Source organism: Winogradskya consettensis, assembly GCF_018332715.1.
Lineage (GTDB): Bacteria > Actinomycetota > Actinomycetes > Mycobacteriales > Micromonosporaceae > Actinoplanes > Actinoplanes consettensis.
Genome location: NZ_BOQP01000052.1, coordinates 1 through 14,916, shown reverse-complemented (window position 1 = coordinate 14,916; position 14,916 = coordinate 1). Strand labels below are relative to the sequence as shown.

15 protein-coding genes are annotated in these 14,916 nt (G+C 69.4%); 10 read left to right on the top strand and 5 right to left on the bottom strand.

Going from position 1 to position 14,916, the window contains the following annotated elements; translation table 11 throughout:
- The first annotated feature begins 26 nt into the window (after positions 1–26).
- On the top strand, positions 27–1,388 hold the full coding sequence (locus Aco04nite_RS41030) for an MFS transporter (protein ID WP_244876672.1): 1,362 nt from the start codon (positions 27–29) through the stop codon (positions 1,386–1,388).
- On the opposite strand, the gene Aco04nite_RS41025 is transcribed toward Aco04nite_RS41030, so the two are convergent.
- Positions 1,371–2,039 carry a FadR/GntR family transcriptional regulator gene (locus Aco04nite_RS41025; protein ID WP_213002587.1) on the bottom strand — a complete coding sequence of 223 codons (669 nt, stop codon included), beginning with the start codon at positions 2,037–2,039 and terminating at the stop codon, positions 1,371–1,373. The two genes, Aco04nite_RS41030 and Aco04nite_RS41025, sit on opposite strands and share 18 nt — an antisense overlap.
- A 22-nt stretch (positions 2,040–2,061) precedes the next feature.
- Between Aco04nite_RS41025 and Aco04nite_RS41020 the strand changes: the two genes are divergently transcribed.
- Entirely contained in the window at positions 2,062–3,249 is a 1,188-nt protein-coding gene (locus Aco04nite_RS41020) for a CynX/NimT family MFS transporter (RefSeq protein ID WP_244876671.1), read from the top strand.
- A gap of 91 nt (positions 3,250–3,340) precedes the next feature.
- Positions 3,341–3,760, top strand: coding sequence for a hypothetical protein (locus Aco04nite_RS41015; RefSeq protein ID WP_213002586.1), 420 nt, complete (start codon positions 3,341–3,343; stop codon positions 3,758–3,760).
- Positions 3,761–3,768: 8 nt separating this feature from the next.
- Here the strand turns inward: Aco04nite_RS41015 and sepH are convergent, their stop codons facing one another.
- The 4 genes from sepH to Aco04nite_RS40995 form a co-directional block, all read right to left on the bottom strand.
- Positions 3,769–4,854, bottom strand: a complete 1,086-nt coding sequence (gene sepH / locus Aco04nite_RS41010; RefSeq protein ID WP_213002585.1) for a septation protein SepH — start codon at positions 4,852–4,854, stop codon at positions 3,769–3,771.
- A 295-nt stretch (positions 4,855–5,149) separates the two neighbouring features.
- Positions 5,150–6,418 carry a pyridoxal phosphate-dependent aminotransferase gene (locus Aco04nite_RS41005; RefSeq protein ID WP_213002584.1) on the bottom strand — a complete coding sequence of 423 codons (1,269 nt, stop codon included), beginning with the start codon at positions 6,416–6,418 and terminating at the stop codon, positions 5,150–5,152.
- A 60-nt stretch (positions 6,419–6,478) separates the two neighbouring features.
- Positions 6,479–7,600, bottom strand: a complete 1,122-nt coding sequence (gene serC / locus Aco04nite_RS41000) for a phosphoserine transaminase (protein WP_213002583.1) — start codon at positions 7,598–7,600, stop codon at positions 6,479–6,481.
- 26 nt (positions 7,601–7,626) lie between these two features.
- On the bottom strand, positions 7,627–8,751 hold the full coding sequence (locus Aco04nite_RS40995; RefSeq protein ID WP_213002582.1) for a citrate synthase 2: 1,125 nt from the start codon (positions 8,749–8,751) through the stop codon (positions 7,627–7,629).
- A 208-nt stretch (positions 8,752–8,959) separates the two neighbouring features.
- Here Aco04nite_RS40995 and pdxH point away from each other — a divergent pair, with 208 nt between their 5' ends.
- From pdxH to Aco04nite_RS40960, 7 genes are all read left to right on the top strand, one after another.
- The gene (gene pdxH, locus Aco04nite_RS40990; RefSeq protein ID WP_213002832.1) at positions 8,960–9,586 is read left to right on the top strand and encodes a pyridoxamine 5'-phosphate oxidase; all 627 of its coding nucleotides are present in this window, start codon (positions 8,960–8,962) and stop codon (positions 9,584–9,586) included.
- Entirely contained in the window at positions 9,583–10,887 is a 1,305-nt protein-coding gene (locus tag Aco04nite_RS40985) for an MFS transporter (protein WP_213002581.1), read from the top strand. The genes pdxH and Aco04nite_RS40985 overlap by 4 nt, the downstream gene beginning before the upstream one ends.
- Positions 10,888–10,897: 10 nt before the next feature.
- Entirely contained in the window at positions 10,898–11,827 is a 930-nt protein-coding gene (locus Aco04nite_RS40980; RefSeq protein WP_213002580.1) for an aldose 1-epimerase family protein, read from the top strand.
- A 4-nt stretch (positions 11,828–11,831) separates the two neighbouring features.
- The gene (locus Aco04nite_RS40975) at positions 11,832–12,437 is read left to right on the top strand and encodes a nitroreductase family protein (RefSeq protein WP_213002579.1); all 606 of its coding nucleotides are present in this window, start codon (positions 11,832–11,834) and stop codon (positions 12,435–12,437) included.
- Positions 12,438–12,567: 130 nt separating this feature from the next.
- Positions 12,568–12,864, top strand: coding sequence for a type II toxin-antitoxin system VapB family antitoxin (locus Aco04nite_RS40970; RefSeq protein WP_203836935.1), 297 nt, complete (start codon positions 12,568–12,570; stop codon positions 12,862–12,864).
- 18 nt (positions 12,865–12,882) lie between these two features.
- Entirely contained in the window at positions 12,883–14,043 is a 1,161-nt protein-coding gene (locus Aco04nite_RS40965; RefSeq protein WP_213002578.1) for an acyl-CoA dehydrogenase family protein, read from the top strand.
- Between the two features lie 61 nt (positions 14,044–14,104).
- Positions 14,105–14,866 (top strand): DUF4230 domain-containing protein, encoded by a 762-nt coding sequence (locus tag Aco04nite_RS40960; RefSeq protein WP_213002577.1) that lies wholly within the window; start codon positions 14,105–14,107, stop codon positions 14,864–14,866.
- Positions 14,867–14,916: the final 50 nt, after the last annotated feature.

Sequence of the window (14,916 nt, the reverse complement as noted above, 5' to 3'; positions counted from 1 at the left end):
ACGACCGATGGAGGAGGCGCACCCGAGTGCGGGAAGTTTTCAGTTCCTTGCGGGTCCGTAACTACCGGCTGTTCTCGATCGGCCAGCTCGTGAAGCTGGTCGGCGTGTGGATGATGTTCACCGCCCAGGACTGGCTGGTCCTCGACCTGTCCGGCAACTCTCCGGGTGCGCTCGGGGTGGTCACCGCGCTGCAGTTCCTGCCGGTGCTGCTGCTCACGCTGTTCAGCGGCAAGCTCGCCGACCGCTACGACAAGCGGGTGCTGCTGGTCATCGCCAACTCGGTCTTCGCGGTCACCGCGATCGTCTTTGCGATCCTGGTCGCCAGCGGCATCGTGGAGCTCTGGCACGTCTTCCTGTTCGCCAGCCTCTTCGGCATCGCCAACGCCGTCGAGACCCCGGTGCGCCAGGCGTTCGTCTCGGAGCTGGTCGAGATGCCGCTGCTGCCCAACGCGCTGGCGTTGTCGGCCGCGACCTTCAACACCGCCCGCATCGGTGGCCCGGCTCTGGCCGGTCTGGCCCTCGCGATCTTCGGGACCGGGCCGGTGTTCCTGATCAGTACGGTGCTCGCGATCGCGCCGATCTTCACGTACACGTCGATGAACGTCGCGGCGCTCTACCGCTCCAACAAGGCGGTCAAGAAGGGCGACACGAAGATCATCGACGGCCTCCGGTACGTGTGGCGGCGTCACGACCTGCTGTTGCCCATAGTGCTCATGGCGGCGGTCGGCATGATCGGCTTCAACTTCCCGGTCACCCTCGCCTCGCTGGCGAAGATCAACTTCAATGCCGGTCCGTCGACGTTCGGGCTGCTGACCACGGCGCTCGCGGTGGGTGCGCTCGGTGGGGCGCTTGCGGGCAGCCGACGCAGGGCCAGGCCCGGGGCGTACGTCGTCCTCGGCGCGGCACTCGCCTTCAGCGTCTTCGAGGTCGCGGTCGGCTTCGCGCCGAACTTCATCGTGGCGATGATCCTGCTCGTACCCACCGGCTTCTTCTCGATATACCTGGCGCAGGCCGCCAACCATCGGGTGCAGATGGGCGTGCACGGTGAGTTCCGTGGCCGGGTGATGGCGCTCTACGTGCTGGTCTTCCTGGGCACGACGCCGATCGGCGCGTCGCTGGCAGGCTGGTGGGGCGAGCGCTACGGAGTGCCGTCGAGCATCTGGGTCGCCGGCCTGTTCTGCCTGGTCGCGGGGACCGCGGCGCTGGTGTGGCAGCTGCGGGTCAGCGGCGACAAGCTCAGCGTGCACGGCGGCGCCCGGCCGGGCCTGACCCTCATTCGCACCGCGCCGGAAGCGCCTCTCACATCGGATGCGCCGCTTGCCGAGCCGGACGCGCCGGCCGGTCAGCCGCTCGTGGCTACCTCGCGGTCGTCAAAGGCCGCGGCCTGAGATGTGGGCCGCGGCCTCGGCGGTTGCCGAGGCCGGGTCCGCCGCCCGGATCGCGTCGACCAGGCCGCTGTGGTCCATGTACTCCTCGGGGCGCAGGGCGGTGCCGAAATGCCCGCTCAGCGATTCCCGGATGACCTGACCGAGGTCGGCGTAAAGCTCGATCAGCACCTCGTTGTGCGAGGCGGCGACCACGGCCCGGTGAAACGCGGCGTCGGCGTCGACGAACCCGTCGCGGTCGGCGTCGGACCAGGCCCGCTCGCGCTGCGCATACAGGGCGTCGAGGCGTTCCAGGTCGTCATCGGTGCGCCGCCGGGCCGCGAACCCGGCCGCGGCGGCCTCGAGTGTGCCGCGCAGCTCGCGAACGTGTCCGGGGTCGGCGTCCGCGAACCGGCGCTGCATGACCCCGGCCAGCTCACTGGTCGCCACGACATAGGTGCCGGAGCCCTGACGGATGTCGAGCAGGCCGTTGTGGGCAAGCGCCCGCACCGCCTCGCGCACCGTGTTGCGGGCCACGCCCAGCTCGGCGACCAGCTCCGGCTCGGTCGGGATGCGCGAGCCCACCGGCCACGCACCCGACGTGATCTGCTGGCGGAGGCGGGTGATCACCCGTCCGGAGAGACTTTCCGCCCGGGGGACGGGGCCCATATTCATCCCATGATTCTATGATGGGCTCATGACGATGGCCAAGACCCGCAGCAGAACCCCCTCCCGTGTCCTGGCCGTCACGGGTCTGGTTCTCATGGCGATCAGTCTGCGCCCCGCGGTCACCAGCCTCGGCCCGGTCCTGGAGGAGGTGCGGCTGAGCCTGGGCATGAGCGCGGCGCTCGCCGGCCTGCTGACCTCCGTGCCCGCGCTCTGCTTCGCCCTGATCGGCTCCTCGGCGCCGCTGCTGGCCCGGCGCTGGGGCACCGGCGGCGCCATCGCGCTCGGGGCGTCCGCTCTCACGCTGGGGCTGGCCGTGCGCCCGTTCGCCGGCGGCGCGCCGCTCTTCCTGGCCTTCACCGCGCTGGCCCTGGCCGGAATCGCCCTGGCCAACGTGCTCCTACCGGTCGTCGTCAAGCAGCGGTTCCCCGACCGGGTGCCCCTGATGACCGGCCTCTACTCGGTCGCGCTCAACTTCGGCGCCTCCACCGCGGCGGCCGTGACGGTGCCGCTGACCAGCGGGTTGTTCGGCGGGGACTGGCGCTTCGGGCTGGTGGTGTGGGCGTTTGTGGCCGCCGTCGCCGTACCCCCATGGATCCTGCTGGCCCGCGACCGTGACCGGGGACCCGCCCAGGCCGAGGCGGTCCCCGTACGCCTCCGGAGCCACCCCGTCGCCTGGGCCCTCGCCGTGTACTTCGGCCTGCAGTCCACCGCCGCGTACGTGATCATGGGCTGGCTCCCGCAGATCTTCCGGGACGCGGGCCTGTCCGCGAGCACCGCTGGCCTGCTCTTCGCGGTCACCTCCGTGCTCGGAGTGCCGCTCTCGTTCGCGCTCTCCGCGATCGTCGGCCGGCTGACCAGCCAGAGCTGGGTCGCCGTCGCCATCGGCCTCTTCGGCGTCGCCGGCTATGGCGGGCTGTGGGCCGCCCCCACCGCGGCACCCTGGCTGTGGGCGGTTCTGCTCGGCGTCGCCAACCTCTCCTTCCCGCTGGCACTGACCATGATCGCGATGCGCGGCCGGACGCCCGCGGTGGTGGTCCGGCTCTCCGCCTTCGCGCAGAGCACCGGATACCTGTTGTCGATCCCGGGCCCGTTCGTCGTCGGCGCCCTCTACGAACGCAGCGGCACCTGGCACGTGCCGCTGGCACTGATGACCTTGCTGACGGTCCCGCAGATGATCGCCGGCTGGTTCGCAGGGCGTGACCGCCGGATCGGCTGACGTGGATCTGTCGGAATACTGGCAGCTCAAGTCATCCGAACGGCTCTGTCCGTTCCAATTACCGTTGGCTTAGTTTCAGTCGGTGGCAATCATGCACATCGTTGTGCTTCTAGCGGTGCTGCTGCCGGTGATCGTCGTGCCCGGCGTCCGCACCGTCATGTCGCACCCTGATCGCCGCGCGGCGGACAACCGTGCGCGGCGAAACCGTGACGCCTATCGGCACCTCGCCGCGGACTGCAGCGTCTGGGTGCGTCCACCCTGGCCGGACCCGTGCATCGAATACGTCGCCGCCGAGCTGCGCCGGTTGTCCCGCGAGCGTACGAGTGGTTTGTGCGCCGAGTCGGTTCGCTGGCAGGCCGCCGTGCAGCTGGCCTATGACAACAATCTGCAGATGGCCAGCGAGGCGCTCGGGGTGAGCCATCAACTGGCCGTGCTCGACGGGATGGACCGCGACCTGGAACGGCTGCGCGTGGAGGAAGAGCTCAAGGCGGCCGGGCTCAAGCTCCGCTAGGTGCGGCTCTAGGAGCTCTCGCGAGCCGCGGGCCCGCCGCCGAACAGCACGTCATCCCAGCTCGGCAGGCGCTTACGGGGCTTGGCCGACGTCTCGTCGGTCTCGGCTTCGTTCTGGGCGCCGACCGTGCGACGGGGACGCAGCACCGCGAGGCTCGGCACCGCCGGAACCTCCTTGGGCAGGTCGGCGTCGTCGTCGAACGCGGAACCGGATCCGCCGCCGAGCAGCGCAGCGGCACCCCCGGCAACGGGACGCCGGGTGGTCTCCTGCGCGGCGGGCTCGAGACCGCGACCCGGACGGTCGTTGCCGAGCGGCCGGTCGAGTGAGGCAAGCAACGCGTCCCGGCCGGCCCGGATCGGGTCACGAACTGTCCGGGGAGCGTCGGAAGCCGGCAGGCCGCGGCCGCCGCGGGTGGGCTCGGCGATGCGGGACGGGCCGGGGAGACCGTGGCCGCCGCGCTCATGAGCGCCGCGCTCGGGAGCCGGCTCCTGGCCGAGGATCGGGGTGGGGCGCTCGGCGCAGAGATACTGCGCCATGTCGTCGTGCGGGGAGACGACCTGGCGGCCCTTGTCGAGGTTCCACACGGCCTGGGCGGTGGCTTTGCCGGACGGCCAGGTGGCGATGATGCGCCAGGTGCCGTCCTCGCGCCGGAACGCGTCCCACGAGATCTTTTCGGTGTCGATGCCGTGCTGGGCGAGCCGGCCGTCGACCACCTCGGCGAGCGGTGCGCCCGAGTCGGAGGTCTTCAGCCGGGTGCGGCGCGCGTGCTGGGCCAGCATGGCCCGCTCCTGCAGCACCGGGCCCGCGTAGCGCAGGACGCGGTCGACGGGGACACCGGCGACCCGGGCGACGTCCTCGGCGGACTCGCCGGAGCGGATGCGCGCCTGGATGTCGCGAGGCGACAGTGAGGCCATGACCTCGGCGTTGGCGACTGCCACGGCGGTGCCGGCGACGGTCGTCGCGCTGCCCGCCTCGTGGTGCAGGGCGCCGCTGATCCGGTCGTCGATGGGGAGAGCCAGGAGCCGGCCCACCTCATCGGCGAGCACCAGAGCCTGACCGTCCTCGGAGAGGGCGACGAAGCGTACCGGCCGCATGCGTTGCCTCCGTCCCGTTCCTGAACGCTCGTGGGTCCGTGCTCCCGAGAGTCAGCCACCCGGGCGCGTTTCGGAACACGGTACGCGCCTCGGTCACCCAATGGTGGTAAGCCACGCCGTCAAAAGCATTGACCTGCAAAGATGATCTTCAAGAACTGAACAACCAGGACCATTTATACGTACGCGGGCCAGAGCAGGCAACCGCAACCGGCGTGGCGCACGTATACCCAGCCCGGCGCGTCGATGAACAAGCTCCGGAAGAAGGTTCCGGGTTGTCCTGCAACACCGGCTCGGCTCAGCCGTTCACGACCCGCCGGCCGGCATACTCGGGCGAGCGGTGCGTCGACGGGTACTGGATCAGGTTGTCGGGCTGCTCCTCGGCGGCCGGGCTCCAGACACCACGGTTGTCCTCCTCGTACGCGATCTCCTGGTAGGCCGCCCGCACCCGGAACTGCCGCCCGTAGTCCATCATCCCGTCGAGCAGCCGGTCGACGTCCCGGGCCGGCCGCACCACGAGCCGCATGAACTGGCTGGTCATGCCGAGCTTGTTGCCGCACTCACGGGTGTAGACGCCGTGGTTGGCCACCAGATAGTCCCGCAGCCCGGTCCCCGACCACTCCGTCGGAAGCTTGACCAGGATGAAGTTGCCCTGCGACGGGAACACGGTGAGCCCCGGGACCCGGGCGAGCTCCGCGGCCATCGTGCGCCGGTCCCGGCTGAGCAGGCGCAGGCTGTCCTCGTACTCCGCCTCGTGGTCCTGGATCATGTAGACGACCTTCTCGGCGAGCGAGTTGAGGTTCCACTTCGGCAGGGCCTTGCCGATCTTGCCGGCGATCGCCGGGTTGGCCATGAGATATCCGAAGCGGATGCCGTGCAGGCCGAAGTTCTTGCCCAGACTCTTCAGGACGACCGCGTTGGGGCGGATGACGGCGTCCGGCCCGACCGACGGGTACTGCTCGGCGTCGGAGAAGTCGATGAAGGACTCGTCGATGACCACCAGGTCGAGGTCGCTGAGCGCGTCCATGAACCGCACCACGTCACGCCGCGCGAGGTAGTTGCCGTCCGGGTTGTTGACGTTGCACACGACCGCGACGCGGGTGCCGCGGTCACGGATGAAGCGGACGTACTCCTCCAGGTTGAGCCGGAAGCCGTCGCGCTCCTGCAGCGGGAACATGTCGACCCGCTTGCCGGTCTCCAGCGGCTGATCGGTCCACCGGCCGAACGTGGGGATCGGGATCGCCACGCTCTCCTTGATCAGCAGGTGGTCGATCCAGGTGATCAGCTCGGTGGAGCCGTTCGCCATCGTCACCGTCTGCGGGTGCAGGCCGAGCACGGATGCCAGCTTGGCCGTGATGCTGGCCGAGTCGCTCGGGTAGTACTTCAGGATGTTCTTCAGGTCGCGGGAGAGCTCGTCGAACATCTCCGGCGTGGGGAAGTACGGGTTGCACGGGATGCAGAAGTCGACGATCTCCACACCCTCGCCCGCGTTTCGAGCAAGATCAAAATAGGACGCACTGTGCGCACCCTTGTGCAGGATCGAGGTGTCGATTCCAGTCCGTGCCATCGCGCCTCCCGCCATCGGCGACATTGCCGCCTGTCAGTACGGGAGGCGCGGCCGCATGGTTCAGAGTCGATCGACGACGAAATCGATGCATCGAGTGAGCGCCTCGACGTCCGCCGGGTCGACGGTCGGGTAGAGCGCGACCCGGAGCTGGTTGCGGCCCAGCTTGCGGTACGGCTCGGTGTCCACGATGCCGTTGGCTCGCAGCACCTTGGCGATCGCCGCCGCGTCGACGCCGTCGGCGAAGTCGATCGTGGCGACCGCGTTGGAGCGCAGGGCCGGATCGGTGATGAACGGGGTCGCCACCGCGGAGCGGTCCGCCCAGCCGTAGATCGCCGCAGCGCTCTCGGCGCTGCGCTTGGCCGCCCAGGCGAGGCCGCCCTGTGCGTTCATCCAGTCGACCTGCTCGGCCGCGAGGAAGACCGTGGCCAGTGCCGGGGTGTTGTAGGTCTGCTCGAGGCGGGACTGCTCGATCGCGGTCACCAGGTCGAGGAACTGCGGGATGTAGCGGCCGGATTCCTTGATCTTGTAGGCGCGGTCGATCGCGGCCGGCGACATCAGGGCGATCCACAGCCCACCGTCCGACCCGAACGCCTTCTGCGGCGCGAGGTAGTAGACGTCCGTCTCGGTGAGGTCGACGTCGAGGCTGCCGCCGCCGGAGGTCGCGTCGGTCAGCAGCAGCGCGCCGGGGTCGGCGCCCGTGACCCGCTTGACGGGCACGGCGACGCCGGTTGACGTCTCGTTCTGCACGCTTGCGTACGTGTCGACTCCTGCCTCGGCACGCAGATAGGCCGCGCCTCCACCGGGGGCCTTGTGCACCGTCGGGTCAGCCAGGAAGGGGGCGTCGGTGACGGCCTTGACGAACTTCGCCCCGAACTCGCCGAACTCCGCGAACTGGGCCTTCTCCCGGATCAGCCCGAACGTGGCGGTCTCCCAGAACGCGCTGGTCCCGCCGTTGCTGATGATCACCTCGTAGCCGTCGGGCAGCCCGAAGAACTCGCCGATGCCCCGGCGCAGCCGCGCGACCTCGTCCTTGACGGTCTTCTGCCGGTGCGAGGTGCCCAGGAAGGTGGTGGCGACACGGGCCAGCGCCTCGACCCCTTCCGGGCGGACCTTGCTCGGCCCGGAACCGAACCGACCGTCGACGGGCTTGAGGTCGTCGGGGATGCGGATCGGGTCAGTCACAGGGGGTCCTTCCGGAGCGGGGTGTCTCAGAGATTATGGGGGACGGCGTCCCAGCCTTCGACGTCCTGCGGCTTGCGGGAGTCGGGTCCCAGATAACGCGCACTGGGCCGCACGATGCGACCGAGTTTTTTCTGCTCGAGGATGTGAGCGCTCCAGCCGGCCACCCGGGCGCAGGTGAACATCGAGGTGAACATGTGCGCCGGAACCTCGGCGAAGTCGAGGATCACCGCCGACCAGAACTCGACGTTGGTCGCGAGGATCCGGTCGGGCTTGCGGGCCTGCAGCTCGGCGAGGGCCGCGCGCTCCAGGGCCTCGGCCACCTCGAAACGGGGCGCGCCCAGCTCCTTGGCCGTGCGGCGCAGGACGCGGGCGCGCGGGTCCTCGGCGCGGTAGACGCGGTGGCCGAAGCCCATCAGCCGCTCGCCGCGGTCGAGGACGCCCTTCACGTAGCCCTCGGCGTCGCCGCTGCGCTCGACGGCCTCGATCATGTGCAGCACGCGGGAGGGTGCGCCGCCGTGCAGCGGGCCGGACAGCGCGCCGATGCCGGAGGAGATGCACGCGGCCGCGTCGGCGCCGGTGGAGGCGACGATCCGCGCGGTGAACGTGGAGGCGTTCAGGCCGTGCTCAGCGGCCGAGATGAAGTAGGCGTCGACGGCCTTGACGTGCCGCGGGTCGGGCTCGCCGCGCCAGCGTTTCATGAACCGCTCGACGACCGTCTGGGCCTTGTCGATGTCCTTCTGCGGCACGGCGGGCAGCCCCAGCCCGCGGGCGGCCTGCGCGACGAACGACAGCGCGGTCACCGACACCCGGGCCAGGTCACTGCGCACCTGCTCGTCGTTGATGTCGAGCATCTGGGAGAGCCCCCAGTAGGGCGCCAGCATGGCGACCGCGGACTGCACGTCGACGCGGATGTCGCCGGAGTGCACGGGCACCGGGAAGGGCTCGGCCGGTGGCAGACCCGGCCCGAACCGGCCGTCGACCAGCAGTGCCCAGACGTTGCCGAAGGAGACCTGACCGATGAGGTCCTCGATGTCGACACCCCGGTAGCGCAGGGCGCCACCCGCCTTGTCCGGCTCGGCGATCTCGGTTTCGAAAGCGATCACGCCTTCGAGACCCGGCTTGAACGCCGGGTCCCGGTTGGAATCGGACACTTGTGCCTCCTGGGACCTTCGGCTCCACGTAAGCCGCGGGAGTCTCATCTTGCCGCTCGCCCACCCTGACGGTCGACCCGCGGAAATGTGCTGTCTGCGACACCTATCCTCGCCGAGGGGACGCCCGCGCGAAGCAGATCTAGGTTCGTGGTGCTGATCCGGAGAAAGAGAAGGTTCTGTGACCTCTGACCCACAGTCGCTCGCCGGCATGCGGCGCGACTACCGCGAGCGGGGTTCCCTGCTCGAAACGGACCTGGCCGCCGACTGGCCGGACCAGTTCGCCCGCTGGTTCGCCGACGCGGAGGACTTCGCGCTGCCGGAGCCCAACGCCATGGTCGTCTCGACCGCCGACGCCGACGGCCGGCCGAGTTCGCGGACCGTGCTGCTCAAGGCGTACGATATGAGTGGCTTTGTCTTTTTCACCAACTACACCTCGCGCAAGGGTTCGGAGCTCTCCGCCAACCCGCAGGCCGCCCTGGTCTTCCCCTGGTTCGCGATCCAGCGGCAGGTGCTCGTCGCCGGCCGGGTCGAGAAGGTGAGCCGGGCCGAGACCGAGGAGTATTTCGCGAGCCGTCCCCGCGGGTCGCAGCTCGGCGCGTGGGCGAGCCCGCAGAGCCAGGTGCTGCCCGACCGGGCCGCTGTGGAGGCGGGCCTGGCCGAGGTGGTCGAGCGGTTCGGCACCGAGGGCGACATCCCCGCGCCCCCGCACTGGGGTGGCTTCCGCGTGGTGCCCGAGACCGTGGAGTTCTGGCAGGGACGCTCCAACCGCCTGCACGACCGGCTGCGTTACCGCCGCGTCGAGGGTTCCTGGGTCATCGAGAGGCTCGCCCCGTGAGCCAGGAGCCCGTCGAGGCCGCCGAGAAGGTCGTCGAACGTGAGCGCTGGGTGATCGACGTCCGCCCGCTGCGCGAGGTCGCGTACCGGCGGATGTGGCTCGGAAGTGGCATCTCGTTCTTCGGTTTCCAGTTCACGTCGGTCGCCGTCCCGGTCGAGATGTACGCGATCACCGGCTCGTCCGCGTGGGTCGGGCTGCTGGGCATCGCCGGCCTCGTACCCCTGCTGATCTTCGGTCTGTGGGGTGGCGCGGCCGCGGACGTGATCGACCGGCGCAAACTGCTGCTCGCCAGCTCCATGCTGGCCTGGATCTCCACGCTGGGTCTGCTGGTCCAGGGCCTGCTCAGCGTGCACAGCCCGGTGCTGCTGCTGGTGCTCACGGCGGTGCAGTCGGCCGGTTTCGCGGTCAGTTCGCCGACCCGGCAGGCGATCATCCCGCGGATCGTCCCCGCGTCGCTGGTGCCCTCGGCGAACACCCTCAACTACACGACCACGACCGCCGGCGGCGTGCTCGGTCCGCTGGCCGCCGGCCTGATCTTCGGCGCGTTCTCGACCGACAACGGCGTGACCATCGCGTACGCCGTCGACGCCATCCTGTTCACGGTGTCCTTCTGGGCCACCTACCGGCTCCCGCCCATCCCGCCGATCGAGCTGGAGGAGGGCGCTCCCAAGCCCACGGCCGGGTTGCGCGGCATCCTGGTCGGCCTGCGCTTCCTGGTCACCCAGCCGGTGCTGCTCCTCTCCTTCGGCGTCGACATCGTCGCGATGGTGTTCGCCATGCCGCGGGCCCTCTTCCCGGAGATCGCCGAGGAACGGTTCGGCGGCGGCGCCGCGGTCGGCTGGTTGTTCGCCGCGATCGCGCTCGGCTCGGTTGTGGGCGGACTCACATCCGGCTGGATCAGCCGGGTCAAACGGCAGGGCGTCGCGCTCGTGATCGCGGTGGCGGGCTGGGGCGTCGCGATCGGCTTCGCGGGGCTCGCTCACTCCCTGTGGCTCGCCGTGCTCCTGCTGGCGGTCGGTGGCGCGGCAGACCTGGTCAGCGCGGTCTACCGGCAGTCGATCCTGCAGGTCTACGCACCCGACCGGCTGCGGGGCCGGCTTCAGGGCGTCTTCACCGTGGTGGTGGCCGGCGGCCCCCGCCTGGGTGATCTCCGCGCCGGCGCCACCGCCGACCTGACCGGGCCGACGGCGTCCTGGGCGGGCGGCGGATTCGTCGCCGCCGGACTCGCGCTCGCACTTGCCGCGGCCTTCCCCGCCCTCCTTCGATACCGTCCGCCCTCGGCCGAGGAGACCAAGGACTAATCTTTCGCCCATGACGAACGTTGTGGCCGCGAAATCCGGGACCCAGTGGACGATTGAGGCGGAAGGCCACAAGGCCACCGTCGCCGAGGTCGGCGGGGTGCTCCGGGGCTATTCCGTCGGTGACCGCGAGGTGCTCGACGGCTTCGGGCCGGACGTGATCACCCCGGCGTCGGCCGGCACGCTCCTCGCGCCCTGGCCCAACCGGATCCGCGACGGGCACTACTCGTTCGGGGGCAAGGAATACCAGCTCCCGCTGACCGAGCCGGCCCGGCACAACGCGATCCACGGGCTGGTCAACTGGTCCCGCTGGAAGCTCGCCGAGCAGACCGCCGACTCGGTGACGCTGGAGTACGACCTGCCCGCCCAGGTCGGATACCCGTGGGGGCTCACCCTGCGGACGCGTTGGAGCGTCTCCGCCGACGGCCTGCGCTCGGACCAGGAGGTCACCAACACCGGTGACGAGGACGCGCCGTGGGGCTTCTCCGTCCACCCGTACCTGCAGCTTCCCGGTGTCGCCGTCGACGACATCCTGCTCCGCGTCCCCGGGCGCAGCAAGATCCTCGCCGACGGGCGGCTGCTGCCGATCGGCGCGGTCAAGGTCGCCGGCACCGAGTTCGACTACACCGAGCCCCGCCGGATCGCCTCGGCCGTGCTCGACACCACGTGGGGCGACCTGATCGCCGACGAGGACGGTGGCTCCTCGGTCACCATCGCCGCGCCCGACGGCAGCAGCTCCGTGACGGTCTGGGGCGACGAGAGCTTCCGCTGGTGGCAGGTCTTCACCGGCGACACCCTGCACGGGGAACGGTTCCGCCGGTCGGTGGCGATCGAGCCGATGACGTGTCCGCCGGATGCGTACCGCTCGGGTCGCGACCTGATCGTGCTGGCCGCCGGCACCACCTGGCGTGCCTCCTGGGGCGTGCGCCCCTCGCAGGGCTGAGCTCGTGGAATTCGACGAGGTTCTCCGCCGGCGCCGGATGGTCCGCACGTACGACCCGGACCGCCCGGTGCCGCCGGAGATCGTCGACAAGCTGGTGAAGCACGCGCTGCGGGCACCCTCGGCCGGTTTCTCGCAGGGCTGGGGTTTCCTGGTGCTGCAGAGCCCCGAGGACCGCGCTCTCTACTGGTCCTCGACGACGGACAGTGGCGCCGAGGCCGACTCCTGGCTGCAGCGCATGAGCTCGGCGCCCCTGATCATCGTCGCGCTCTCCAACAAGTCGGTCTATCTGGAGCGCTATGCCCAGCCGGACAAGGGCTGGGAGGACCGCGCCGAGAGCCACTGGCCCGTGCCCTACTGGGACATCGACACCGGTTTCGCCGCTCTGCTGATTCATCTCACTGCGGTGAACGAGGGACTTGGCTCACTCTTTTTCGGCATTCCGCCCGAGAAGATCGCGTCGTTCCGGGCGGCTTTCGGCGTACCGGAGGAGTTTATGCCGGTGGGAGCGCTCACCGTGGGTTACAAAGCGGAGGACAAGAGGTCTCCGTCACTGCGGCGGGGGCACCGGCCGGTGGACGAGGTGGTGCATCATGGCCGGTGGAACGCCTGATCTCAGGTTGACGAGGTGGGGCCCGGCCGCTGGGCCGGTGGCTCGCTAGGCTGACAGGGCGTATCCACTTGTCCGTGGGTAGTTCAACCATCGAGTGACCAGTCGAGTGACCGGAGGGGAGCGTGCCGTCGTGATCTTCAAAGCGGTGCGGGACGGAGCGCCGTACCCCGATCATCACACGACGCTGAAGTCCTGGGCGGAGATCCCACCGCGGCCGATCCGCCTGGCCGACCTCATCACCACCAAGCGTGAGCTGGCGTTGGACAAGCTGCTCGCCGAGGACTCGACGTTCTACGGGGACCTGTTCCCGCACGTCGTGGAGTGGCACGGCGCCCTCTATCTCGAGGACGGTCTGCACCGCGCGTTGCGGGCGGCCCTGCAGCAGCGAAACCAGATCCACGCCCGGGTACTCGTCATCAACAACTAACACCGCTAGTTTTAGGGCATGGCCGCTTCCCCGCTGGATCTGCTCGAGCTCGACAATCTGCTCAGCGACGAGGAACGCGACGTACGCGCCGTCACCCGCCGCGTCGTCGACGATCGGGTGCGCCCCCACATCGCCGACTGGTACGAAAGCGGCACGGTCCCGGTGCGCGAGCTGGCCCTGGAGTTCGGCAAGCTCGGCCTCCTGGGCATGCACCTGACCGGCTACGGCTGCGTGGGGGCGTCATCGGTGCAGTACGGCCTGGCCTGCCTGGAGCTCGAAGCAGCCGACTCCGGCGTGCGCTCGCTGGTCTCCGTGCAGGGTTCGCTGGCGATGTACGCCATCTGGAAATTCGGCAGCGAAGAGCAGAAGCAGCAGTGGCTGCCCGGCATGGCGGCCGGCGAACTGATCGGCTGCTTCGGCCTCACCGAGCCCGACCACGGCTCCGATCCCGCCAACATGTCCACCCGCGCCCGCCGCGACGGCGACGACTGGATCCTCAACGGCGGCAAGATGTGGATCACCAACGCCCCGGTCGCGGACGTCGCCGTGATCTGGGCCCGCTCCGACGCCGGCGTCGAAGGCTTCGCCGTGCCGACCTCGACCCCCGGCTTCAGCGTCCGCGAGGTCAAGAAGAAACTCTCCCTGCGCGCCTCCTCGACCGGGGAGATCACACTGGACGACGTCCGGCTCCCGGCCTCGGCGCAGCTCCCCCTCGCACGCGGCCTGAAAGCCCCGCTGTCCTGCCTCACCGAAGCCCGTTTTGGCATCATCTGGGGCGCACTGGGCGCGGCCCGCGACTGCCTGGAAACCGCCCTCGAGTACGCCGGGAGCCGTTCGCAATTCGGCCGGCCGATCGCGGGCTTCCAACTGACCCAGGCGAAACTGGCCGACATGACGCTGGAGCTGCAGAAGGGCTACCTGCTGGCGCTGCACCTCGGCCGGCTGGACTCACCGACCCCCGCGCAGGTCAGCATGGGAAAGCTCAACAACGTCCGCGAAGCCTTGAAGATCGCCCGCCAGTGCCGCACCATCCTCGGTGCGAACGGCATCAGCGGGGAGTACCCCGTGCTCCGGCACGCCAACAACCTCGAAAGCGTCCTCACGTACGAGGGAACCTCCGAGGTGCACCAACTCGTGATCGGCCAGAAATTGACCGGTCTGAACGCGTTCGCCGGCTGAAAATGTCGTACCCCCTCTCTAACGTGGGTATAGAAGACCTGAGGTGAAGGGGGTGTCTCCGATGGCGCAATCGCCCGATATCGACGAGCCGACCAGGGAGTATCCGTTGGCCCTTGAGGAGGGTGCGGCACCGCCCGCCCCCGCGCCCACGCTGGAGGAGCAGGAAGCGCCCCGCCGCATCGGCGGCTTCGCACGCGTCCTCATCTTCACCGGCGTGGTCTTCGCGCTCATCGTCGCGTCCTGCCTGGGTCTGCGCGCGGTCAACGTGCTCCCCAGCTTCGACAACCCGTTCGCCGACAAGACCACCGACCGCAGCCAGCCGGTCCTCCTCCAGTCGATGCGCGACCTGAGCCGTTACGTCGCCGCCGACGGCACCTTCCAGGTCATCGTCGACCTCCAGGAGAACAAGGAAAACGTCCCCGACTTCCTGATCAACCAGCGCACCCTCTTCGTCGGCTCCGGCACCGTCGAGGAATACGTCGACTTCGCCCAGCTCTCCGACAAGGCCCTCACCGTCGACGAGGCCAACAAGAAGATCACCATCACGCTCCCCGCCCCGCAGCAGGGGCAGGCCGCCCTCGACATGCAGAAGAGCTACGTCGTCGCCGAGGAGCGGGGGTTGCTCAATCGGATCGGCGATGCGTTCAAGAGCGACATCAATCAGCAGCAGCGGGTGTATCAGCTCGCCCAGCAGCGGATCACTGAGGCTGCCAACTCCAGCGGGTTGGATCAGCGGGCCCAGGTCAATACCGAGAAGATGCTGCAGAGCCTTTTCGCTCGGCTCGGGTACACGACTGTGACTGTGTCGTTTGATAAGCCCTGATTCCTTTTTGCGGGTTTCTCACTGTTGACGGGTGGGGGCCGGGATGGTCA